The sequence below is a fragment of the Enterococcus sp. 4E1_DIV0656 genome, from assembly GCF_002140695.1.
GTDB lineage: Bacteria > Bacillota > Bacilli > Lactobacillales > Enterococcaceae > Enterococcus_D > Enterococcus_D entomosocium.
Genome location: NZ_NGLF01000001.1, coordinates 2,244,888 through 2,268,482, shown reverse-complemented (window position 1 = coordinate 2,268,482; position 23,595 = coordinate 2,244,888). Strand labels below are relative to the sequence as shown.

The window sequence follows — 23,595 nt, the reverse complement described above, 5'->3', positions numbered from 1 at the left end:
CTTTTCATGATTCGAAATAACTTTAGCATAGACCACAAAAAAAAACAAATGAATTGTCAGAATTTAATCAATATTTCAAAGTTTAGACATAATTGTGAAAACTTTCTAAGAATCTACGTAAGATTCTTATCATTGTTCAGAAAGATCCGTTAAATGCGCCAGAAAAACGTACCAGTCCCTCTCCTCAAAAGAAAGAGGGACTGATACGTTTCCACTTATTTGCTTTTATTCGATTGGATCAGTTGTTGGCTGATGCGAACCAGTGCTTTCAGATACAGCCTGAACTAGCTCTTTGTTTCCTTGTTTTGTGGACATCGTGTCATTGATTAACCCAACTAAGTCTAATCCGGTTGTCTCTTTGATCGTATCAAAGGTTCGCGCTAAACCAGCTTCCCCCATTGATTGAAGACCATCATTGCCGCCAAAGCTAACCACTTTATCAATATTGCTCAGTGGTGCATTGACCTCTTTCGCGATTTCAGGCAGCACTTTGATGAACTCCATCAAAATACCAGCTTCGTTCAGTTTGGTCAAAGCAATCGCCATCTTTTCACGGCTTTCCGCTTCGGCTTGACCGACTTTTGCGATCCGTTCCGCGTCGGCACTACCTAGTTTTTCAATTCGTTCGGCTTCTGCTTGGGCAGCTAATTTGACTTTTTCCGCTTCCGCTTGTGCTCGTGCGATTTCTCTTGCTTTGTCTGCTAAAGCGTTTTGTTCAACCACATATTTATCCGCTTCGGCTTTTTTACGGACAGTTGCATTCAATTCTTTTTCCGTCAATTCCGCTTGTTTTTCTTGAATCTCGATATTTTTTTCTTGTTCGATCAATTGAACTTTCATTTGTTCGCCGACCGCGATCTGTTCCGCTTTCGCATCCGCAACTTCGCGTTCTTGTTTGTATTGTGCTTGTTTCAATGCCATATCTTTTGTCGCTTCTGCGATTTCTGTTTGGCGACGGATCTCTTCATGCTGTGCCAATTGCTCATTCTCAGCTTGCTTGATTCGAGTTTCTCTTAAGGCATTGGATTCCGCTACTTCGGCATTTTTTTTCACTTCAGCAATCTGAGGGCGTCCTAACGCATCCAAGTAGCCATTGCTGTCGCTGACATCTTTGATCGTAAACGAAACGATCTCCAACCCCATTTTCTTCAAGTCCGTAGAGGCAACTTCTTGCACTTGTTCCGCAAAATCATCGCGGTTTTTATAGATGGCTTCTACCGTCATCGTTCCTAGAATCGCCCGTAAGTGACCTTCTAAGACTTCTTGGGCTTCATCTTCCAATTCACCTGTGGATTTGCCTAAGTATTGCTCAGCAGCTGTCTTGATCGACTCGGTACTGTTGCCGACCTTTACAAGCACCGTCGCACTGGCTTTGATCGGTACGCCTTGTTCCGTATAAACTTCTGGTGTCCCAATCTCTAACTTGTGGGTCAATAAACTTAATTTATGGGCTTTTTGAACAATAGGAATCACAAACGTCCCACTGTTTTTTAAGATTTTGATGCCTTCTTTTCCTAAAAACGACCCCGTAACAATCAATGCTTCATCGGGTTTCCCAATGCGATAGCGTATCATCAAAAAAGCGATCAATAAAACAACGAGGACAACACCCCATAAAATCGGATTACTTAAAAAATCTACTGCTGATCCTGTATCCACCATAACGTAACACTTCCTATTCTATAAAATTTTTACTTTCCACCACCAACGCGATCCCTTTTTTATCAAAATCGACAATGATGACTTTGGTTCCGACTGGCAATCGAACATTGTTTTCACGATCTTCTTCCCGAAAAAAACGTGCAGGATAAACAGAACGTGCACCTTGACTCCCTATCTCCATGACTTCGCCGATTGTATCTCCGACAATCTTTTCCGTCAGTTCACCGATCACAAAATCATTGCGACTAATGACATTGCTGCGGTTTTTGTCTGTGATGCGATTGTAAAGCCACATAATGGGACCTAACAGCAAACTAAATAAAACAAAGACAACGAAAATGACCCCGACCAAAAGGATCAGCCATCCTAAAAATTGAATTACTGTAGGAAAACGCTGTAAATAGTTTTGAATCAAATGAATCCATTCTCCAATCACCATCTTCACCACCTTCTGTCATTGTTACTGTCTATCATAAGTCACCTTGATTAAAGTTTCAAGACAAATTAAAAAAAAACCTTCTTACCATTTATTAGTAAGAAGGTGATGACTCATCGCTCTTATAGTTGTTCTTTGGCTTCTTCTAAGGCAGTTAATGCCCGGTTTGCCAATGCTTCATAACGAGATTTTTTATCTCTGATTCGTTCTGGAAGTTCTGGCAGCAAACCAAAGTTGGCATTCATCGGTTGGAAGTGTTTGCCTTCTGCATGAGTGATATAATACGCCATACTGCCAATTGTCGTCTCTTGTGGCATAATGATCGGCGCTTCCCCTTTTGCAAGTTTGGCAGCGTTGATCCCGGCCATCAATCCACTGGCTGCACTTTCAACATACCCTTCAACGCCTGTCATCTGACCAGCAAAAAAGAGGTCTTCACGTTTTTTCGATTGGTACGTTTGTTGTAACAACTCTGGTGAATTCATAAAACTATTCCGATGCATCACGCCGTAGCGCACAAATTCTGCCTCTTCCAAACCAGGGATCATACGGAAAACCCGTTTTTGCTCGCCCCATTTTAAATGTGTTTGAAAACCAACGATGTTGTAAAGAGAAGCAGCCGCATTGTCTTGACGCAACTGAATCACTGCGTAGGGACGTTTGCCGGTTTTCGGATCTTCCAATCCAACTGGTTTCATCGGACCAAACAACATGGTTTTCGGTCCACGGCCAGCCATAACTTCGATTGGCATACATCCTTCAAAAAATTTTTCTTTTTCGAATTCTTTCAAAGGGGCCACTTCCGCATTGACTAAAGCTTCACGAAACGCATAAAACTCCTCTTCGTTCATTGGACAGTTCAGATAGGCTGCTTCGCCTTTGTCGTAGCGTGATTTCAAATAAACTTTATCCATATTGATGGTGGATTTATCGATAATCGGTGCTGCTGCGTCATAGAAATAAAATCCTTCTGATCCGTTAAAAGCTTGGATCGCTTTTGATAAAGGTTCAGAAGTCAAAGGTCCAGTTGCAATCACGGTAATCCCTTCTGGAATTTCAGTGATCTCCTCTTCGATGACAGTGACTAAAGGATGTTCTTTGACACGTTTGGTGACTAACTCTGAAAAATCATCACGATCCACAGCTAAAGCACCACCTGCTGGAACAGCTGTTTTGTCTGCAGAGGTAATAATGACTGAATCTAAGCGGCGCATTTCTTCTTTCAAAACACCGACCGCATTCGTTAAGTTGTTGCCCCGAAGTGAATTCGTACAAACAAGTTCAGCAAAATTATTTGTATGATGGGCTTCTGTCGATTTCTTAGGACGCATTTCATAAAGCTTTACTGCGACACCTGCTTGCGCTGCTTGCCAAGCAGCTTCGCTTCCGGCTAAACCGGCACCAATAACATTGATTTCTTTCATAGTGCTCTCCTTTTATTTCAAAAGCTCGCCTCTTCTCATAAGAAACTGCTTGTATTAATCAAAAGGACCGGCACTTTCTTTTGTCAGCCAACATCGAGGCTGACCGTTCAAAAGAATGCGCCGATTCTTTTTTTAACAGGGAATCCTGTTAGTTATTTTTGCACATTTTCTTCATAGTCCCCATTGATACACACGACTTGCTTGCCGCCTTTGACTTTCTTCTCGACTAAGTAATTATCACATTTCGGACAATTACGGCCTACAGGTTTGTCCCAAGAAGTAAAGTCACAGTCCGGATAGCGGGTACATCCATAAAACAACCGATTTTTTTTCGATTTGCGTTCAACAACTTGGCCTTGGTGACAGACCGGGCACTCAACGCCGATTTCTTTGACGATTGGTTTCGTGTTGCGACAGTCAGGGAAATTGCTGCAGGCATAAAATTTTCCGTAGCGACCTAATTTGATCACCATTGGATGGCCACAAAGGTCACAGTCAAAGCCTGCAGGTTCGTCTTTGATTTGGATTTTTTCGATACTTTCTTCTGCGGTCGTCAATTCTTTTTCAAAGGGACGGTAGAATTGATCGACGACTTTGACCCATTCTTCTTTCCCAGCTTCAATGCTATCCAAGCTATTTTCCATTTCAGCAGTAAAATGCATATCAACGATTTGCGGGAAGAATTCCTCGATCAATGAATTGACGATCTCACCAAGTTCAGTTGGCTCAAAACGTTTTTGTGTCAATTTCACATAATAACGTCGTTGGATTGTTTCCAACGTTGGTGCATAAGTTGAAGGACGACCCACACCGTTCTCTTCAAGGGTTTTGATCAAGGTGGCCTCACTGTAGCGGGCAGGTGGTTGAGTGAAATGCTGTTTTGGTTCGATCGATACGGATTGGACCACATCTCCTTCAACTAACTCTGGCAAAATGTTCTCTTTGTCTTCTTTGCCATCATCGCGCCCTTCCACATAGACCTGCATAAACCCTTTAAATTTGATCTTTGAACCATTGGCAATAAAGATGACACCATTTTGATCCAAGGTAACTTTCATTGTATCCAAAATCGCCGGCGTCATTTGACTAGCCACAAAGCGAGACCAGATCAAGCGATACAGTTTCAGTTGGTCTTTGTCTAAGAATTTCTCCATGGCTTCTGGCGTACGCATCACACTTGTTGGTCTTACCGCTTCATGGGCATCTTGTGCCCCTTGTGCATTCGCGCGTTTTTTGCCACCGTGCGCCGAGAACTCTGAACCATAAGTACTTTCAATAAATTCGGCCGCTTCGCCTTTGGCTGTGTCTGCGATTCGGGTCGAATCGGTACGCATATAGGTGATCAAACCAACGGTTCCTTGTTTACCAAGAGCGATCCCTTCATAGAGCTGCTGTGCGACCATCATGGTTTTCCGCGTTCGAAAGTTCAGTTTACGGGCTGCTTCTTGTTGCAAGCTACTGGTGGTAAACGGTGCCGCCGGGTTGCGTTTGCGTTCTTTCTTTTCAACCTTCGTCACTTGAAACTCTTTACTAGAAAGACGATCGGTGATTTCTTTTATGCTTTCAGCATTCGGTAATTTTTTCTTTTTGCCATCTAGGCCCCAAAAATTGGCTTTGAATTTTTTCGTGGCTTTTTTAAAGTTCCCATCGATGCTCCAATATTCTTCAGGAACAAAATCACGGATCTCTTTTTCACGATCTATAATAATCTTAAGCGCCACCGATTGAACACGGCCAGCACTCAAGCCTTTTTTCACTTTACGCCAAAGGATCGGGCTCAATGAATACCCCACCAATCGATCTAAAATCCGGCGCGCTTGTTGAGCGTCAACGAGATCTACATCGATCGTTCTTGGTTCTTTGAAAGCTGCCTTGACCGCATCCTTAGTGATCTCATTAAAGACGACTCGGTTTTTATCTTTTAAATCTAACCCTAGTAGAAAAGCTAAATGCCACGCAATAGCTTCTCCTTCTCTATCCGGGTCACTTGCGAGGTAGACTTTTTCGGCTTTTTTCGCAGCTGAGCGGAGACTTTTGATCACATCGCCCTTGCCACGGATCGAAATGTAATGCGGTTCGTAGTCATTTTCGACATCAATTCCCATTTTACTTTTAGGAAGATCACGAATATGACCGACACTTGCGACGACTTTGTAATTTCGTCCAAGGTATTTTTCAATGGTTTTCGCCTTTGCCGGCGATTCCACGATTACTAAATATTTATATGCCATATAAAGAATGGCTCCTTCCTGAATTTTTCCTACTATTATATTCTATCAATCAGTGAACCTATCGTATGCAGATGAAACATACAAATCGTAGCTTATCATAGCTTTCAAGAAAAGGTTTGTCAAGGAAGGTTGATTGGAAAAATCAAAAAAAGGCTAACTCCTGTAAAATATCTGACACACTAATCGTACATTTTGCGCCATCTTGAATCAAGTGGTGACAACCTTTTGACTGATCGGAAATCATTTCACCAGGCACTGCAAAAACTTCTCGGCCATTTTCCATTGCTAATTGTGCCGTAATCAAAGAACCGCTTCTTTCTTTAGCTTCAATCACACAGATCGCTTTTGAAATACCGGCAATGATGCGATTGCGTAAGGGGAAGTGATGTCTTTGCGGTTTGGTGTCGTGAGAATATTCACTCAGTACTAGATGTTCTTGACGAATCTGCTGGAACAACGGATACGCAGAAGTAGGATAACAATGTTCCAAACCAGAAGCAATCACGGCAATGGTTTGTCCCCGATTTCTGATGGCTGATTCATGGGCAAAACTGTCGACGCCATTTGCTAATCCACTGACGATCGTATAGTTTTCTGTCACTAAAGGCGGGATCAGCTTTTCGCAAACTTTACGCGCGTAGCGAGAAGCTGTTCTTGCGCCGACAAATCCAATCATGGGCGTTTGCAACAATTGCAGATTTCCTTCGTAAAATAGTAATAATGGTGGGTCCGCAATTTGTCTTAAAAGCATCGGATACTCCGCTGAAAAGAAGGTGAGGTAGTTTTGTCCCCCCATCTTTTGTGTGATATGCTCTTCTGTCATTTGCTCCCACGATCGGCGAAAGACCGTCCTATGCTGTGGAAGGACGCCGATGGCAATCATCTCTTCCAACGAACAACGCATTTCTTTTGTTTCCAGCCAATGCCAAATAATCTTCCAGCAACCTTGCAGACCGATTCCCTGACAGTAGTACAGTTTTATCAACTGTTTTTCAAAATCTGTTGCTTGTTGATATTTCATAAACAAAGCCCTCTTTTCTTAGTGATCTTACTTATAAGATTCGCTAAAAAAAGAGGGATGGATGAAATTTATAGGTATTGTTTAACTGGGGCAAAGGTTTTTCGATGAATAGGGCAAATTCCATGGGCAGCTAACCCTTCTAAATGAACTTTGGTCCCATACCCAGCATTTTGATCAAACCCATAAAAAGGATACACATCATGAAAATCTTTCATTAAATTGTCACGATAGACTTTGGCAATGATACTTGCTGCGGCAATCGAAATGGAGCGGGCATCGCCTTTGATCAAGCTTTGTTGAGGGATGTCGGTCTCGATGGTCATCGCATCAATGAGCAAATGTTCCGGCTTGACCGCTAAGTCGATCAAAGCTTCTTTCATCGCCAGGCGGCTCGCTTGATAGATATTTATCCGATCGATTTCTTCAGGACTAACCACACCGATACCGACAGCAACGGCTTTATTTTGAATTTCGATAAACAGTTCTTCTCTTTTCTTCGCAGAAAGCTGTTTTGAATCATTTAACCCCAAAATCTGGCATTCTTTAGGCAGAATCACCGCAGCTGACACCACGGGTCCTGCTAAAGGTCCGCGCCCCACTTCATCTAAACCGGAGATAAAACGGGCGCCTTGTTGAAATGCTTCGTTTTCAAAACGCATCATTTCTTCGTATTTTTCCTGCAATAGCTGCTGTTTGACTAATTGTTTCTCATATCGTTGCAACAGCTTTTGGACCCCTGCGCGTTCATCTGCTAGCAATTCCTGCAAAAATGCCGGGTCATTAAAGGTTGGATCAAATAATCGCTCTTTGATTGTCTTAATCGGTTGTTTCATCTTGGCTTTCCATTTCCTCCACTCGATCTAGTGTATAACGGCCTAATTTTCCTTGCCGAATGTCAAAGACAACAAGCTCGCTTCCTCGATCATAGTTATCTTTATACCCACGTTTTTCAGTGATTTTCATCAACAGGTCCGGCGCTAACAACGCCTCTTCCTCCGCCTTTAGTTGGTAACGATTGGCGATTCTTTCAGGATAATAGCGGGCAAAAAAATCAAGTCCATACAATGCGATATCATCCAAATGGATCAGCTGATCTTTAATAGCCCCCGTCAATGCCAATTTTTTACCAATCTCAGGATCTTCAAATTTTGGCCATAAGATCCCAGGCGTATCTAGCAGCTCTAGATCAGTCCCAAAACGCAGCCATTGCTGTCCTTTGGTCACGCCGGGTTTATTACCCGTCTGAGCAATTTTCTTCCCTACTAAACGGTTCATCAAGGTTGATTTTCCGACATTCGGAATGCCAATCACCATCGCTCGAATCGCACGGGGCTTCAATCCTCTGGCTTTGTCACGAGCGATTTTTTCCTTCAAGACTTGCTTAGCCGTCGGGACAATGGCTTTGACGCCTTGATTGTCTTGGGCGTTGATCGCCAAGGCTAAATAGCCTTGTGCTTGGAAATAATGCTCCCATTTTTTGGTTTGAACGGGATCTGCTAAATCCGCTTTATTGATCAAGATCAATCGTGGTTTTTGCTGTAATAATTGGTCCAGCATGGGGTTGCGGGATGAGATCGGCAAGCGTGCGTCCACGAGTTCAAAAACGATATCCACGAATTTTAATTTCTCACTTACTTCACGTCTGGCTTTCGCCATATGGCCTGGAAACCATTGAATGGTCATTTGAACGTTTTCCTCCTTGGTACTTCTTCGAATTGGTAAAAAAAGACAGTAGTGTCTAAATCCATGCAGTATATACCTAACAAGAACGAGGACTATTTGCTCTAAAACCATCAGAGAAACTAGTCACACTGGGCATTTTGCAAAAATTGCTTTAGGACAATGTTCTTGTTCCAACCTCGTGCATAGGTAAAGCTTTCAGCGCGATTCTCATGCGTCATACGCGCTTTCTCGCTTTTTAATTTTGGGGAAGTGGTTGAAAAAAAGCTTGTCTACCCACTCATTCTTCCTTTTTTCTGACACCTTTACCATTAGACCGACTGTTTTTTACTACCTTTTATCTTCGTTATTGTACCATATTTCACACGACATGTTTCGTTCTGAGTAAGGTTAACAAGTCATTTTCTAGTGGATCTAGAGGAAAACCTGCTATCTTTGCTTCTTATCACTGAGAGTGATCAAATCATGCTGTTTTTTTCTTTTGATTCTGCTAATCACCAGCAGGAGTAGTAATAGTGTGGTGCTTACAACTAGCAGCACCCACAAATCCTGCTGGTTTGCTTTTTTTGCGGCATTTGTTTCATTTTCTTCATTGTAAGGAACCCTTTTGCCGCGAACCAATAAACGATGGCTATTGACCATATAGGGTGTGCAGGTTAGTAAGGTGACATAATCACTGCCTTTGACAATTTTTAGTGCTTCGGTATCATCAGGGGCGACCGTTTTAATCTGATCTATTTGATACGCCAACGTATCATCAAACGTTTCGATATAAAACTCATCGCCGATCTGCAGCTTAGGCAGATCCGTAAAGAGGGTTGCACTCGTTAACCCACGGTGTCCGCACAGAACTGCATGGGTATCTTCACCACCTATTGGATACGAAGCGCCCTCCAATAATGTTGCTCCTCTTTTTAACAACGTATCGGTGGTTTGATCAAAAATCGGGAGAGCGACACCAATCACGGGGATCTTTAAAACGCCGATCGTATGTCGTTCATAGTAATCAGGTGTATCGCCTGATTCTGAGTCCCTTGTTTCTGATAAATCTTGCGTTTCTTTGATTCCAGGATTGCTGGGATGCTGTGCCAGCTCTTGATTTACTCGTTCCAACTGGTTCCTTTTTTGTTGTTTTTCTATTTCACTCATTTTTTTAGCTTGGCTTTGGTAGTAGCTGATCAACTGTTGATCCAAAAAGGTGTTGAGCTGATTACTTACAAAAGGATAACTGATGATCAGAACACCTAGCAGCAGCAGAATACCCATTAGAACATCCAACAAAGTCACTTTTTGAGTAGGTACTTTCGTGCCATTTCTTTTCCTTTTGATTGTCATCGTGCATTTTCATCTCATTTACTTACCCTTTTTTCCGTTTAACAAAATAACACCCAGCTAAACCAACGATCACCACTCCGATGGCGCCCATTAAATACGTGCCGGCACCACCAGTTGCCGGTAAGGTTCCTTTGCGGCGGTTAGGGACTTTTTCTGGATCTCCCAATTGCTCTTTCGTTCCATAAGACGTTTCATGTACTTCAAAAGCGATGCGATTTGTTAGCAGTACATAATTTTTTGGTGCTTTTACTTCTTCCAAATAGTAGGTGCCAAATTTTAACCCGATGATATCAACTAATCCATCTGTCCCTGTGGTAAATTTCGTCGCTTCATCCGCTGTTTGCACCCAAGATACCTGTTTGGTTCCTTCTTCGATTTTCAGGTAGTTGGCATCATCACGGTCTTGATCCCGTACAACAAAAACTGCATCTGCCAATGCTTCGGTAGCGGTCACAGCCCCATCGACTTTTAAGAACCGTTTGCCCCCTGTCAAAACTTCCACGCTTGGAGGCGTTTGATCCGTCATGAAATCCGTTTCTACATTTGCTTCATTCGTAAAGCCATTGATAGGCATAGCCTGTTCATTTAAATACATATAATACACAAAGCGCAATTGATTTCCCGGCGTTAATTGCGGCACGAATTCTGGATTGATAGTTACCGTAAAGCCATGCTCTTTTTCCGTTACTTGGTAATTCGTCGCATCGATTTTCTGCTCTCCATCATACAACGCATAGCCCGTTTCTCCTTCAGCTGTATTTTCAAAAGTTAATGCTGGATCATGGGCATCGATCAATTGAAAATGTTTGTATTTGTTTTCTGATCCTACTTTATCTTGAATACCTGATGGGATATTGACTGTTAGGTGATATTGGATTCTTTCGCCGATCTCTACGTCTTTGCCGTCTAATTGTGGTGTTGTTTTTGTAACATTTGTTGTGTCATTCTTGATTGTTAGCTCAACAGTAACGTTACTTCCTGAATCAATCGAGAAATCCTTGATTCTTTCTTCCTCGATTAAGGCGGCTTGACTTGGGGCTTTCGTTTCCTCTAATTGATAGGCGCCTGTTTCTAGTTGCGCAATCTTTAGCTGTCCTTTTTGGTTCTCACTCACATCGATACCAGCGTCTCCAGCAGCATATTGTTTGCCTGTCAAAAAACGGTACGCTGCCTGTTTGTCAGTTGTCCATGTATAAAGTCCATCGGCTGCACTTAAAATGTATTTCTTGGTATTTTCGCGTCCTTCTTGCTTTGAAACAACAAATTCCGCATCATTCAGTGGTTCGTTTTCCCCCGTTCCTCGCTTATTCACAAGGAGCATTCCTTCATTTGTGACGATATTTTTCGGATAAAGATGGATCGTGTCTAGCTCTTCTTCTCCATAAACATATGAGCCATCAGCTTGTTGGATCATTTCATATACGGGAAAGGCGATCACCATATTCTCAGCAGTGGTAACGCCGTCTTTAGGGGCTTCTACAATGGTGTAAACTGCATCCCGATCGGCTTGTTTTTTCGGCAATTCAAAAACCAAATCACCGGCTGCATCTGTTTTCCCGCTAGCTATAGGGGAACCAGACGTCAAGGTTTGAACTTGACGCTTGGCTTCTTCAACGGATGCCCCTGCAGATCGTTTTTCATAAAATGCTGCTGTCACATCATAGACAGAAAAAGTGACATCGGCTAAGCCTTGGTATTGATCAAACTCTTCCATCTCAGTCCCACTATTTTGAATCAATGAACCTGGCAGATTGACCATTTTCTTTTTATGGAGATGGATCTGTGCCAAATTGCTCTCTGCAGACACTTGCTGATTTTTTGTTCCAAAAAAGACAAATGGCAAAAGTAAAAATAGGAGACAAACCATTTTCGTATGATTAAAAATCTTTTTCATTGTTCTTTCCTCTCTTCTAAATTTTTTTTCGTTTTTCATTCGCTAATGGAAAAATTACTTTAATGAAGACTTATCTTTGCGCTTAACGTGCAAATAGCTACCAGCTAAAAGGACTAGCAGACTTGCTGAAAGAATGACCATCCATCCATGCCAATTCCCTCCGGTTTCAGGAAGAGACACTTTCACTTGATTGGTTACGATCAATTCTATTTGATTGTTCTTTTCTCCAGAAACAAGAAGATTCGGTAGTCGTTCTTCATCGATAAAGACCTGACCATCCTCTTCAATCTTGATTTGGACAGGTGCTGTTAAACCTGCATAGCCTGCGGGTGTACCAGTTTCTTCCAAGGTATAGCTGCCGGGTGTGAGATCTTGGAAGTGAAATACCGCTAGTGCTTCTCCGTTTTCAGGCAGTTCGACAGTCCGTCCGTTTCCACTTAGCCGGAATTTTGCCCCCTCAAGTGCTTGTCCCAGTTCATCCTGTTTATTGACCACCAAATCAAAAGGTTTTAACTGATTGCCATGGGTAAGGGTCCAACAGTTGGCATCCCCGTCGACATTTTCCCCTTGATACTGGATTTTTCCGTCTGTACCAACGACAAATTCATAGTCACCGGCAACCGTATCATATCCGAGCGGACCGGCTGTTTCTGAGATACGATAAGCGCCAGGCTCAAGGATCGTAAATTCAGCCATCCCAACATCATCCGACGTTTCTGAGGCGATTTCTTGATAATCCCCTCCTGCTGTTTTTTGTTGAAGAGAAAAGACAGCGCCTGCTAACAATACTTGCTGCTCATTTTGCAACGTATATTTTCGAATAGCGACTGGAATTTCTGTAAACGGATTGGTAATCTCCAGGATAATCGTATGCTCGACCAGTGTGACAGGTTGTCCATCAATCGTCGCATGCCCTTGCTCATCAATATGGATCAGCCACTCTGTTTGCTTAGCCAAATGATGTCCCGCCGGTGCAGTGACTTCCTTTAAACGATACGTCTGACTTTTTTGCAACGTAGTATCTGCTGGCAGCCCGTACGTTCCATCCCCTTGATCCACAAGGGTTACTGTCTTTCCAGCGCCCGTCAATTCAAAAACAGCACCTGTCAGCTTCACCTCTCCTACAGCGGATTTTTTGATCAGATTTAATGCGAGGGGCACAAACGTCTTTGTGTTTTTCCATGTAGAAACGTCCACTCTTGTCGACTCGTAGCCTGATACTGCCAGTTCATTTGTGACTTGATAATTAAACGTTTCTCCTTGATTGTTATAAAGCGGCAGTAGACGGGTTTCTTCGTAATCCGTTCCATCCTTTTCAGAAACCGCGGAAACCTTGCTTCGTTCCCAACTTGTCTGATCTTGTGCATCGGTCTCAGTAAGTTTGAGATATCCTGTTTGCCAGCTCTCCTTGCTAGTAACTGGGCTTCTGCTTATTTCAAAATAGACAGATTCTGGGCGACTTGACGTATCGCCATCGTATTCCTCCCAGACTTTTTTGATCGTCAACTCCTTCCCAGCTGCTTTGGCAGATGGCACACCAAACAATGCCTTTTGATCGGACTGATGATTCGGATAAAACACCGTTTCTCCATTCATTTGATACCAAGTATCTGGTTTAAAATCCGCTGCTTCCGTTTGAATCCGCACTTGATAATGAATTTGCAGTTCCTGTCCTTCGCCTAAATAAAGACCAGAAGCATTGAGTGTATTGTCAGATATCGTGACCTCAGGCTGCACCGTTAGAACAGCAGACCCGACACTTTTGATGGACAAGCTATTTTCTTCGTATAAAAATGGCTGCGAAATGGGGTCAGTAATCTCTCCATCAGTGACTGTCGCCGAAATATGAAGGGCTTTTTTCTCGAGATAGTCGGCAATATCCGCTGCTTCATTGGCTGACTCATAATAAAGATGCCCCTCTTCATCAGCAGAAACCATCTGTCTCATTTTGTTCTCAACATCGTCCTTTGTATACCCAGCTGTTTGATCCCCTTGCAGTTGAATCCCCAATCCGTGAATCTCAATCCCGCGCTCTTTTAACGCCATCGCCTCACCGATCGTGGCGACAAACGTATTGTTGATCCATTTAGAGTTACCGTACTGATCAGATGCAAAATACCCGTTGTAGAGATGTGAAGTATTCATCGGCTGGTCTTGAGAAAGAGAAAAGGCGGTTCCATAATAACTACCATCTGCTTGTGTATGCACTTTGGACACATGATAACTGTAGGTCGGCACGCCATCTGTTAGCAAAACGATGACTTTCTTATGTCCATTTTGCGTTGATAGCATATCCCCAGCTTGGCGTAGCCCTCTTTGGGTAAAGGTCCCCCCAGCTGCTGTTTCTGGCGTCATCGTTCGGATCGTCTCTTTGACTTCAGAAAATTTTCCTAACTGGCAGGTTTTGTTTTGGTAATTGTTACCATCACTGGAATAACCGACATAGCCCATGTAGACACTGTCTTGAATGCCGCTTCCTTCAATTTGATTCAAAAAGCGATCCACACCTTTTTTTACTTCAGTGATGCGTCCCATCTCATTCATACTCCCTGACCAATCCACTACCAACACAACATCGATCGGATCAATTTGGCGTTGAACATTCCCTCGTACATTTAGGTAGACATCAAACAGTCCTGGAGTATTCGTCTCTTTTGCAAATTTCCGTAAAGCAAAATCCGCTTCATCTCCCACACCACCATACTCAATATACGAGTTGGTCAAATTTTCTGGATCACCATTCCATGTAGCTACGCCATCCCAGGTTTCGCCTGCATCTTTGTTCCCCTGATGATTTAAGACATTGCTCTTTTCATCGATTTTCCAACTAGCTGTGGGATAGGTTCCATTCTGGTCTGTCGTATAATCTGGTTCAATCGAAGCAAAAGCCTGTGAAACGGTCGTTTTTTGATAAAGACGTTCTTGTTTAAACGGTTCAATGAGTGTTTCGTCTTCAGAAGAACTTGTCGTTGTTCCTGTTTCCTTTGTCTCTTCCTGCGTTTCTTCATTCGAAACACCTTTTGAGTCTTCATTCGACACTTGTTCCGAAGTTGACTCCGTGCCGGTTTCTGCAGCTTGTGAATCAGTTGAGCTGACTTCCACCCTATCTGAGGAAGCAGATTCTGTCGCAAGCGGAATGTCAACTATCAATTCATCCAAAGACGCCAATTTGTGCGATTCTTGATTTTCGTGATCATATTCTTCAATCTGAATCGCCAACTTCAGTTTTTTTGTTTCACTAGGTAGTTGAAACGTTACTTCTTGTTCACAGGGTGTTTGCAAGAAGTCTTGTGTTGTTAGCCAAGACTGCGCGGATTCATCCTCAATAAAAACCACCTCTTTGTTGTTCGTTTTCGTTAGCGGTTGTTCTTTTGTTTCATCAAGTGCATATAATTGCAGCCAGATGCGTTGCTGTTTGTTTTTTTGTGATAGCTGATATCGTAAAGTAAATTGATTGCCCTCCCGTTGACCTGTCAGCTTGATCTGCTCCGTTTCGGTAATAGCGATCGTATTTTCTTCTTGTGCACTTGCTGTCCCATTTGTTTGCAAACTCGAATAAATGAAAAATAATATCCCCCCTAACATACAGAAAATGAAAGAGAACCAGTGGTGTCTCTTTGTCAAAAACATAAAAAGACCTCCTTTCAAAGAATCAAAAATTACAAGCTGATGATACAAGAAAGAAGCGAAAGACACCTCTTTTTTTTATTTTCTGAAAAACAGGAAAAATTTACGCATCTGTAGTTATTCATAAATAAAAAAAGTTTTTTATTTCAAAGCGGAACCAATTAACCAACGTTATTTAATAACTAAAAAAAACTAGCGTTTTTCACATGCGATTTCTATTTTTGTTCTTTATGAGACAGCTCTGGCAAAAATTTGTCTCAGTTTTTCTAAAAAAAAGCAAAAGTTTTGAGACGTGTCTTTACACAGTAATATAAATAAGTTATTAATAAAATAAGAAGGTGATCATTTGATTGAAAAAATACTCTTAGATACCCGAGCATTAGACAAAATCGGACTCTACGGAAAACTACTATCAATTGCTCCGGGTGAATACAACATAGAGTTCGTGAAAAATCTGACCCATTTAAGTGCAACGAGATTGAAAAGTTTACTTTCCTCGATCCAAGAGGACCTGCAAAACCTCTCCCCAGTAAATCTTTCATTACATAAAAACACCCTTAGTCTCCCTAAAAATTTGATTGAATACAATCAATATCAGCAGTTTTTAGCCCAAGAAAGTATTTCTTATAAAATGTTGTTAAGTATCTTGACCAATCAAGATGAAAGTTTGCTGGCATTTTGCCAAAGAAACTATATCAGTCGTTCGACTTGTTTCCGACAAACTAAAAAGCTTCAGGATCATTTAAAGGAATTCAACGTAACCTTAAATCAATCCGCCATGACGCTTATCGGTTCAGAGATGGTGATTCGCATCTTATTGTTTAATTTTATCTGGCACATTTCTTTAGGGGATAGTTTGGTGAAGGCCTTTGACCAAGAGATCGAAGAGCTTTTTGTTACCTATGAAGGAACGAAATACAAAAGCAAGTATGAAATTGGCAAAAAAGAAGCCTTACTTCATTGCAAGATTTGTCTGTTTCGTTTAAAGGATGGTCACAAGACAAATCTTTATCAGTTAACGAACCGATCATTTATCCCCAGTGGTGAAAAGCTTGATTTCTTCTCTGCTTTCTTTATGATCATTGATTCAGCAATAGACATTCTTGAGATCAATTCTTTGTTCTTTCTTTTTTATTACTGGCCGATGCTGACTTCTGCCAAAGATGTGCGTCTTCCGATTGTAACGGATTGTTACAATCACGAAAAGCTAGAATTAAAAGAGCTGATGACTGAGTTTGAAGAACATTGCCAAAAATTTCTCTGTGATTTTGACTTCGACCATCAGTCGTTCCTTTATATGAATACATATCTTACGTTGTTGAAGTTCTGTATATTTAAGCAAAAAGTCCCCCTTTCGAATTTTTTCGAAGCAAATGTCATTAAGGATAAATACCCATTACATACGATTTTGACAAATACCATTCAAAGTTTTTGGCGTAAAATAGCAAATCGTAAAGGTTATGAGTGGTTAAAAACCTGTTATACCGATCTTGCTTTTTATCAAGCCTGTTTGCTTTATCCCATTTACATTGAAAAGGAACAAAAATATAAACTTAAAGTTGCTTTTGTCTATGTATCTAACTACTTGGTTTCCATGGAAGTTTTTAATATATGTGAACGGTTGCCCTACGTTGAAATTGAACGGATCACGCTGCCAACTGAAGAACCTTTTGACTTTTATATTTTGAGCTCACCACAGCTTTTACCCCCTTTTACAACCGAAGAAAACTCGGCAATCATTGATTTTTGTCGCTATCGTGATTTTGAAACGAATTTATGTCAGAAACTATCGAATGCTTTTAATGAAAAAATAAAAAAATTAACAGCAATTAGTGACTAAACAAACGCTTCTTTCGATGCTAACCATTTCCCTTTGGAAAAAGAATAAAAAGCTAGACAAAATCCCCCCTTGGAATCAACGGATAATTCCAAGGGGGGGATTCATTATTTAATTATTTATTGATTTTACACAGACTAAATCAATCGAATATGAGTCAATGGATAATAAACAAAACGAGCATTGCCTAAAATGGCCTCTCCTGATATTGGTCCAAAGGAACGGCTATCTTTGGAGGCACGTCGATTGTCTCCAATGACAAAGTAACTATCTTTCCCTAATTTCTCAACACCTAATAAAGATTCCAAATCAAAGTCATTGGTGTAAGAGACAGACTCGTGATCATTGCTGCGGTTCTTCACTAGAAAATCTTCATCTACCGGTTCATCATCAATGTAAAGCTGATCATTGACATATTTCACTGACTCACCCGGTAAGCCAATCACCCGCTTGATATAGGTCGAACCATCCGGCAACTGGAAAACAACGACATCAAAACGTTGGATTGGCGAAATCTTCTCAATGACCACCATGTCTCCTTGTTTTAAGGTTCCTTCCATCGAATTTCCTTCAACAGGAACTGGGATCAACAAGAATGCCCGAATCAAGAATGCTGTTGCAAAAGCAATTAACGCATATTTCACTACTAGCCAAAAACGATCAACCCAGAATTTTTTCGCCTCCACACGTCTGCCTCCTCTCCAATTTTTCACTTAGTTTATTCTTCAGAAAGCAAGGACAGTGCTTTTAAATATGCTGGGTCCTCTGCTTTGAGTTTCTCCGTTACTTCTTTTTCGATCGCTTGGGCAGTGTCTGCATCGACTTCCCCAGTCACTTTTAAATCATGAGCCTCTTGAAAAGTCTTCACTGCTGCTGTCGTCTCATCATTGAAGGTATCACCACTAGTGGCATACCCTAACGCTTTAAGAAATTGATTTAGGTTATTGACTGCCGTTGATGATTGTCCAGCTTTTAAGGCATTGTCCCGTGGTAATGGCGGGAAATACGCATACTCTGGATAGTCCTCTTCATAATCCGGCATCACACCTTGATCATTGACCCAATTTTCATCCGGTGTCAGCCATTTCATGACCGTCATTTTTAATTCACTATTATCCCCCAGATCCTTCACGTTCTGAACGGTTCCCTTGCCGAAGGTTTCTGTACCAACAACTGGGATATCCGCTGATTCTTGCAAGGCTGCGGCAAAAATTTCCGATGCAGAGGCACTGCCGCCGTCGACTAAAACAACGACCGGTTCTGTGACTTTGAATCCTTCATCCAATGCTTCGCTCGCTTTGGTCTCACTGACCACCCCTTGATTGTTGGCAAACTTCACGATCGTTTGGCCGTTTTCTAAAAACATACTTGCCATGATCTGTACTTGGTCCAGCAATCCGCCAGGATTTTGTCTTAAATCCAAAACAAACGACTTTGCGCCGGCTTCTCGCAGTTCGGTGATGGTTTCTTTCAACTCAGCTGCTGTGTTTTCACCAAAGGAAGTAATATCGATACGACCGATTGTGTCATTATTTTCAGCAATTTCTCCATGGACTGTTTCGATTGGGATCACATCACGAGTGATCTCCACATCAAAGGTGTCCTGATCACGTTGAATCGTTAAGGTGACTTTCGTCCCTTTTTCACCACGAATCTTTCCCACAACTTCAGATAATTCCTGTCCTTGCGTATCTTCACCGTCTACCTTGACGATTCGGTCATTGATCCGCAGACCACTTTTTTCAGCAGGCGTATTTTTTATCGGCGCTTGTGCGACTTCTGGATAGTCTTCAACGATTGACAAGGTAGCACCAATCCCTTCAAAACTTCCAGAAAGTGATTGTTCTAAGTTATCCGCATCTGATTGGTTCAAATACGTCGTATAAGGATCATCTAGCGCATCAGTCATCCCTTGAAGGGCACCTTCTATCAAGGCATCCTCATCAACTTCTTGGTAATAATTCGCAAGGATTTGGTCATATAGCGACTGGATTTTCTCCATTCCGCTGGCTTCTGTGGTCGTTTCTGTCACCGGTTGCGTCGTCTGCTGATTTTGCTGAGCCGTTTGCCATAAATAGACACCGCCTCCTGACAAAATTGCGACACAAACGAGAGAAACGATATATCGGCTCGTCGTTAAACCTTTCATTCACAACACCTCTCTGAGAAAAAACAGCTCCGTTCTGCGGATTTTATGCAACCATACAAAACGAAGAATCGTTTTTTTATTTGTTATTTTCGAGATACTCTGCCCAGATACGATCAAAAATATCCATGGATGGCAAATAATCAACATTTAGTTCCAGATAAGAAGAGACTTCATCATAGTCATCGCTGTGCTTCGGAAACTGGATATCATGACTTGCATGAGTAGCAAAGATCTGGGCCTCATCTGTATGACTCGGTCCTTTGACTGCCATTAAATAGGTATAAAAACTTTTACGCATGTTCTTGCTCCCAATGATTTTCTAAAAAGGCTGCTCTACGGGCATGATTGCGAGCAAAATTCTCAGGATTCTTTTTATAATACTCTTGGTGCTCTTCTTCCGCTAAATAAAAAGGTTGGGCTGGTTCGATCGTGGTCACGATCGGATCGGTAAATCGACCGGAAGCCTGAAGCGCCTCTTTGCTGGCTTCGGCTTTTTTCCGCTGCTCTTCATTAAAATAGAAGATAGCCGGACGATAATTGTCGCCGCGATCTTCAAATTGACCAAAAGCATCTGTCGGATCCGTTTGCTGCCAATAGATCGTCAAAAGGTCTTCATAACTGATTTTTTCAGGATCAAAAATGATTTCCACTGCTTCAGTATGCCCTGTTTGATGGCTTTTGACTTCTTCATAGGTTGGATTTTCGGTATGTCCTGCGGTATAGCCGGAAAAAATTGAATGCACCCCTTCTAATTCATCAAAGGGTTGGATCATACACCAAAAGCACCCACCGGCAAAAATTGCTCGTTCCATTATTCATCCTCCGTTTCAGCTGGTAAATATAAACTCATTTGAATTTCATCATCCACAAGATTGATTTTGTTGGCTTTGATAAACAAGCCATTTTGCATACGGAATTGATCCAAACGTATCAAAATGATTTGTTCATCGGCATTGACATCGATCCAGTCAGGAAATTTAAAACTACGTTTGATCATTTTCATTACTTCACTGGTGGGCAGATCCAAGGTGCCGATTGATAAGCTTTTGGCTTTCAATTGAACGTTACCTTCTTCGGTCACGTAAGGATCAAAATAGAGATAGAAGGTGATAGGAAATCCTAATACTTGAAACTCTCCCGTCAACAATGCCTCATTTCTTAGCTCAAAATTATACTTGACCTCTTGATCTTTTTGAAAATCTGACAGATAAAAATCAATCAATTGGTTGACCTGGCTCTTGTTGCTGTTAACGGTCAGAACAGGACTGCCCTCCCGTTGAACAAGTTCAGCACTTTCATTTAAGCCGGTTTCTCGCTGTTGAAAAATTCTTGAAGCAAAGAAAACCGTTGTGCCTAAAAGGATACCGACCAACACTAGAAAAGCAATTTTCCAGTAGTTGATCGATTTTTTTTTCGTTGCAGCTGTTTTTTCCGGCTGCTTCGTTGATTCGCTTGGTTTCATTTTGCTTCCTCCTCTAGCAACCAATAATTTTGCGTTTTGATCACTTCATCGCGAACGGCATTCGCCATCAGTTGATACCCAAGATTATTGGGATGGAAGCGATCGCCTTCATACAAAACATTGTTTGTGATATTATTCCCGACAGTTTGCGATGAGTCAGTTGTCGTTGAAGTACTGCTTTGTGATTCGTCCGAAGCTGTCGTCGATGAATCAGATAAGCGTTCTGTGTCCGATGATTCGGCAGTTTTCTCTGATTCTCCTTCTTCTGTATCAGCAATACCGACCTCATCACTTAACCCTTTATAGAGCAAATCGTTGATAGGAATAAAAAAGGCATTGTCTTGCTGATTGACGAACGTTTCCGTTTGTTTATTCCAGTTATCAATGATCGTCTGCATATCCGTGATTTCTGGGAAATTCAGATAAAATGGATTGTAGATGCCCAAGACATAGATTGGTGCATCACTATTCAAATCGCGGATTTGAGCAAATAAGTCTTTTAAACGTTCCTGGTAATCTTCCATCGGTTCCGTAAACGTCTCAATGCTCAAGCCGAAGAAATTGCTCTGAATCACTTTTAGTACGTCGTTACCGCCGACAGTCAAGGTAATCAAATCCGCTTGACTAAGATCTTGGCGTAAGTCTTCATCGTTTTTCACTCGCTTTAAAATCTGATCGCTTCTTTCACCAGCGACCCCATAATTTTTAGTTACCAAATTGCTCAAATCATAGCGATCCTCTAGATCCCCAGCCAAAATTGGCACAAAGCCACCACGAGCTGTTTCATCACCAACCCCTTCTGTCAAGGAATCCCCAAGAGCGAGATATTCAATGGCGGATTTTTTCGAATCATTGGCTGCTAGCTTGTCCACAGGGGTCAGCAATGGTTGGGCTTTGGGAACAGTAAAATGAAACAGTAAGCTAGTTCCAATAGCTATCAATCCCACAACGAGTAGATAAGTTACTAATTTCTTCCATTTCACAGGTATTCAAACTCCTTTGTAATCTTTGCTATTTTAACAAAATTCTCATAAAATTCCTAGTCGCAATCCTTCAAACTTAAGAAAGAAAACAGCTACCTGCCAAAGAGTCGACAAGCATAGGCAGCTTCTTTTTTTGTTTTTTCTTCCTGACAGCTTGTCATACGCCAAAAAGCGATTCGTCATTAAACGAATCGCTGAAAGAAAACATGCTTTTTTATTCCGTACTATAAGTAATCGCAAAGGCACCTTTACCTGTGTGAGTGGCGATGATCGGTGTCGTGTGCAACAAGGGGATATCCAACTCGGGGAATAGTTCCGCTAATTCCTTTTGGAAACGTTCTGTGATTTCTAACCCTTCAGCATGAGAAATACCAATTTTCGTCACTTTAGGCATACTCTTCAGTTCAGCTTTTAACTCTTCAAACCATTTATTGAAGGTCTTGACACCACGTCCTTTGACGACTGGAATCAGTTCTGAATGATCAAAATCCATAATCACTTTCATGTTCAGCAAACTCGATAAAAGACCTTTGGCACGACTGATACGACCGCCTTTTACTAAGTTTTCTAACGTTGAAACGCCGATAAATAATTTCGTATGCTCCCGCACCAAATCCACCTCTGGTAAAACTTCTTCTAGTGTCTTACCGGCTTTAGCCAATTCTGCTGCCCGAATCACTTGAAAAGCCAACGCTTGGTCTGTCGTGTCACTATCGATCACAGTGACTTTGGCTTTTGATAGATGACTGGCTTGACGAGCCGCTTCCACGGTTCCGCTAAGCCCTTTGGTCATATGAATCGATAGTATTTCACTGCCATCTTTGCCTAATTCATCATATAGTTCTACAAAATGACCGATTGGCGGCTGGCTAGTTTTAGGTAATTCTTTGGCTTGCGCCATCATTTGCATAAATTTTTCTCCCGGCAGCGTTTCATCATCTGGATAAACGACACCATCGATCATTACAGATAAAGGCACGACATGGATAGCCAAAGCATCACGGACACTTGGTTCCATCGTACTGGAAGAATCTGTCACAATTTTAAGATTTGCCATCATATATTCACTCTCTCTTTAAATCAAGTCTTTTTTCGTGGTAAAATAACCACAGACCATTTATACTAAGTATAACAGAGAGAAAATTTTTTTTCATCTAATTTCGATTCGAAAGGACGGTGCCGAATGCAGCACATGAAGTTTAGTCGCAGATATTTGATCGTCAATGAAGTATTAAATGCAGTAACCCACGGGATCGGATTAGGACTGAGTATCGCAGGACTGGTCATCCTCTTAATCAAGGGGGCAAATCTAGGGTCACCTATCCACATCGTTTCCTATGCCATTTATGGGTCGATGATGATTTTGCTCTTCCTCTTTTCTACCTTATTTCACAGTTTGATTTTTACCAAAGCAAAAAAGGTCTTCCAAGTCTTTGATCATGCCTCCATTTTCTTGCTGATCGCCGGAAGCTATACACCTTTTTGCTTGCTTAGTATCCAAGGCTGGCTTGGCTGGTCACTCTTTGTCTTGATTTGGCTACTAGCAATTAGCGGCATCGTTTATAAGTCACTGACTCTTCATAAAAAAGAGACTGTCTCAAAAATCTCCACCCTGATCTACATCATCATGGGCTGGCTATGTGTCGTCGCCTTCAAACCTCTGATCGAACATTTAGGCTACTGGGGAACATTTTTACTAGCAAGCGGTGGTGTTTCTTATACTGTAGGTGCGCTATTCTATAGTTTAAAATCCGTTCGATTCATGCATGTGGTTTGGCACTTATTCGTTATGTTAGGTGCTGGACTGATGTACTTCTCCGTCTTGTTGTATACCTAAAAATGAAGCATTGCTTA

The 23,595-nt window shown here is 41.8% G+C and carries 19 protein-coding genes; 2 read left to right on the top strand and 17 right to left on the bottom strand.

Features of this window, described 5'->3' with window-relative positions; all coding sequences use genetic code 11:
• Positions 1-225: 225 nt before the first annotated feature.
• The 10 genes from A5882_RS10690 to A5882_RS10640 all read right to left on the bottom strand — a co-directional run bounded on the left by A5882_RS10690 (position 226) and on the right by A5882_RS10640 (position 15,313).
• Complete coding sequence (locus A5882_RS10690) at positions 226-1,662, bottom strand: flotillin family protein (protein ID WP_005236824.1); 1,437 nt, start codon at positions 1,660-1,662, stop codon at positions 226-228.
• 13 nt (positions 1,663-1,675) lie between these two features.
• The gene (locus A5882_RS10685; RefSeq protein ID WP_008379668.1) at positions 1,676-2,101 is read right to left on the bottom strand and encodes a hypothetical protein; all 426 of its coding nucleotides are present in this window, start codon (positions 2,099-2,101) and stop codon (positions 1,676-1,678) included.
• 119 nt (positions 2,102-2,220) lie between these two features.
• On the bottom strand, positions 2,221-3,522 hold the full coding sequence (gene trmFO, locus A5882_RS10680; protein WP_086372726.1) for an FADH(2)-oxidizing methylenetetrahydrofolate--tRNA-(uracil(54)-C(5))-methyltransferase TrmFO: 1,302 nt from the start codon (positions 3,520-3,522) through the stop codon (positions 2,221-2,223).
• 152 nt (positions 3,523-3,674) lie between these two features.
• Positions 3,675-5,753 carry a type I DNA topoisomerase gene (gene topA / locus A5882_RS10675; RefSeq protein ID WP_086299596.1) on the bottom strand — a complete coding sequence of 693 codons (2,079 nt, stop codon included), beginning with the start codon at positions 5,751-5,753 and terminating at the stop codon, positions 3,675-3,677.
• Positions 5,754-5,895: 142 nt separating this feature from the next.
• The gene (gene dprA / locus A5882_RS10670) at positions 5,896-6,774 is read right to left on the bottom strand and encodes a DNA-processing protein DprA (protein WP_008379662.1); all 879 of its coding nucleotides are present in this window, start codon (positions 6,772-6,774) and stop codon (positions 5,896-5,898) included.
• A 68-nt stretch (positions 6,775-6,842) separates the two neighbouring features.
• Positions 6,843-7,607 (bottom strand): ribonuclease HII, encoded by a 765-nt coding sequence (locus A5882_RS10665; RefSeq protein WP_086299597.1) that lies wholly within the window; start codon positions 7,605-7,607, stop codon positions 6,843-6,845.
• Positions 7,591-8,457, bottom strand: a complete 867-nt coding sequence (gene ylqF / locus A5882_RS10660; protein WP_005229614.1) for a ribosome biogenesis GTPase YlqF — start codon at positions 8,455-8,457, stop codon at positions 7,591-7,593. The genes A5882_RS10665 and ylqF overlap by 17 nt, the downstream gene beginning before the upstream one ends.
• 426 nt (positions 8,458-8,883) lie before the next feature.
• Positions 8,884-9,789, bottom strand: a complete 906-nt coding sequence (locus tag A5882_RS10650) for a class C sortase (protein WP_086299598.1) — start codon at positions 9,787-9,789, stop codon at positions 8,884-8,886.
• Positions 9,790-9,811: 22 nt separating this feature from the next.
• On the bottom strand, positions 9,812-11,683 hold the full coding sequence (locus tag A5882_RS10645; protein WP_086299599.1) for a SpaH/EbpB family LPXTG-anchored major pilin: 1,872 nt from the start codon (positions 11,681-11,683) through the stop codon (positions 9,812-9,814).
• A gap of 54 nt (positions 11,684-11,737) precedes the next feature.
• Positions 11,738-15,313, bottom strand: coding sequence for a SpaA isopeptide-forming pilin-related protein (locus A5882_RS10640; RefSeq protein WP_086372725.1), 3,576 nt, complete (start codon positions 15,311-15,313; stop codon positions 11,738-11,740).
• A 343-nt stretch (positions 15,314-15,656) separates the two neighbouring features.
• Between A5882_RS10640 and A5882_RS10635 the strand changes: the two genes are divergently transcribed.
• On the top strand, positions 15,657-17,150 hold the full coding sequence (locus A5882_RS10635) for a helix-turn-helix domain-containing protein (RefSeq protein ID WP_086372724.1): 1,494 nt from the start codon (positions 15,657-15,659) through the stop codon (positions 17,148-17,150).
• Between the two features lie 134 nt (positions 17,151-17,284).
• Here the strand turns inward: A5882_RS10635 and lepB are convergent, their stop codons facing one another.
• The 7 genes from lepB to A5882_RS10595 all read right to left on the bottom strand — a co-directional run bounded on the left by lepB (position 17,285) and on the right by A5882_RS10595 (position 22,798).
• Positions 17,285-17,833 (bottom strand): signal peptidase I, encoded by a 549-nt coding sequence (lepB, locus tag A5882_RS10630; protein ID WP_086299602.1) that lies wholly within the window; start codon positions 17,831-17,833, stop codon positions 17,285-17,287.
• Between the two features lie 32 nt (positions 17,834-17,865).
• Entirely contained in the window at positions 17,866-19,296 is a 1,431-nt protein-coding gene (locus tag A5882_RS10625; RefSeq protein ID WP_086299603.1) for a S41 family peptidase, read from the bottom strand.
• A gap of 76 nt (positions 19,297-19,372) precedes the next feature.
• Complete coding sequence (locus A5882_RS10620) at positions 19,373-19,594, bottom strand: YozE family protein (RefSeq protein ID WP_005236867.1); 222 nt, start codon at positions 19,592-19,594, stop codon at positions 19,373-19,375.
• A complete protein-coding gene (msrA, locus tag A5882_RS10615) occupies positions 19,587-20,108 on the bottom strand; it encodes a peptide-methionine (S)-S-oxide reductase MsrA (RefSeq protein WP_008379644.1) in 522 nt (173 codons plus the stop codon). Before msrA ends, A5882_RS10620 begins: the two co-directional genes overlap by 8 nt.
• Entirely contained in the window at positions 20,108-20,758 is a 651-nt protein-coding gene (locus A5882_RS10610; protein WP_005236869.1) for a YpmS family protein, read from the bottom strand. Before A5882_RS10610 ends, msrA begins: the two co-directional genes overlap by 1 nt.
• On the bottom strand, positions 20,755-21,741 hold the full coding sequence (locus A5882_RS10605) for an SGNH/GDSL hydrolase family protein (protein ID WP_008379640.1): 987 nt from the start codon (positions 21,739-21,741) through the stop codon (positions 20,755-20,757). The genes A5882_RS10610 and A5882_RS10605 overlap by 4 nt, the downstream gene beginning before the upstream one ends.
• A 214-nt stretch (positions 21,742-21,955) precedes the next feature.
• Complete coding sequence (locus A5882_RS10595) at positions 21,956-22,798, bottom strand: DegV family protein (RefSeq protein ID WP_034872242.1); 843 nt, start codon at positions 22,796-22,798, stop codon at positions 21,956-21,958.
• A gap of 126 nt (positions 22,799-22,924) precedes the next feature.
• Here A5882_RS10595 and A5882_RS10590 point away from each other — a divergent pair, with 126 nt between their 5' ends.
• The gene (locus A5882_RS10590) at positions 22,925-23,578 is read left to right on the top strand and encodes a hemolysin III family protein (RefSeq protein WP_005236874.1); all 654 of its coding nucleotides are present in this window, start codon (positions 22,925-22,927) and stop codon (positions 23,576-23,578) included.
• Positions 23,579-23,595: the final 17 nt, after the last annotated feature.

Excerpts from the sequence above, each read along its gene's own strand:
- topA (WP_086299596.1), bottom strand. The coding sequence starts at position 5,753 with ATGGCATATAAATATTTAGTAATCGTGGAATCGCCGGCAAAGGCGAAA.
- A5882_RS10610 (WP_005236869.1), bottom strand. The coding sequence starts at position 20,758 with ATGAAACCAAGCGAATCAACGAAGCAGCCGGAAAAAACAGCTGCAACG.
- A5882_RS10690 (WP_005236824.1), bottom strand. The coding sequence starts at position 1,662 with ATGGTGGATACAGGATCAGCAGTAGATTTTTTAAGTAATCCGATTTTA.
- A5882_RS10590 (WP_005236874.1), top strand. The coding sequence starts at position 22,925 with ATGCAGCACATGAAGTTTAGTCGCAGATATTTGATCGTCAATGAAGTA.
- A5882_RS10620 (WP_005236867.1), bottom strand. The coding sequence starts at position 19,594 with ATGCGTAAAAGTTTTTATACCTATTTAATGGCAGTCAAAGGACCGAGT.
- A5882_RS10650 (WP_086299598.1), bottom strand. The coding sequence starts at position 9,789 with ATGACAATCAAAAGGAAAAGAAATGGCACGAAAGTACCTACTCAAAAA.
- A5882_RS10595 (WP_034872242.1), bottom strand. The coding sequence starts at position 22,798 with ATGGCAAATCTTAAAATTGTGACAGATTCTTCCAGTACGATGGAACCA.
- trmFO (WP_086372726.1), bottom strand. The coding sequence starts at position 3,522 with ATGAAAGAAATCAATGTTATTGGTGCCGGTTTAGCCGGAAGCGAAGCT.
- dprA (WP_008379662.1), bottom strand. The coding sequence starts at position 6,774 with ATGAAATATCAACAAGCAACAGATTTTGAAAAACAGTTGATAAAACTG.
- A5882_RS10640 (WP_086372725.1), bottom strand. The coding sequence starts at position 15,313 with ATGTTTTTGACAAAGAGACACCACTGGTTCTCTTTCATTTTCTGTATG.
- A5882_RS10665 (WP_086299597.1), bottom strand. The coding sequence starts at position 7,607 with ATGAAACAACCGATTAAGACAATCAAAGAGCGATTATTTGATCCAACC.
- A5882_RS10685 (WP_008379668.1), bottom strand. The coding sequence starts at position 2,101 with ATGGTGATTGGAGAATGGATTCATTTGATTCAAAACTATTTACAGCGT.
- A5882_RS10645 (WP_086299599.1), bottom strand. The coding sequence starts at position 11,683 with ATGAAAAAGATTTTTAATCATACGAAAATGGTTTGTCTCCTATTTTTA.
- ylqF (WP_005229614.1), bottom strand. The coding sequence starts at position 8,457 with ATGACCATTCAATGGTTTCCAGGCCATATGGCGAAAGCCAGACGTGAA.
- msrA (WP_008379644.1), bottom strand. The coding sequence starts at position 20,108 with ATGGAACGAGCAATTTTTGCCGGTGGGTGCTTTTGGTGTATGATCCAA.
- A5882_RS10625 (WP_086299603.1), bottom strand. The coding sequence starts at position 19,296 with ATGAAAGGTTTAACGACGAGCCGATATATCGTTTCTCTCGTTTGTGTC.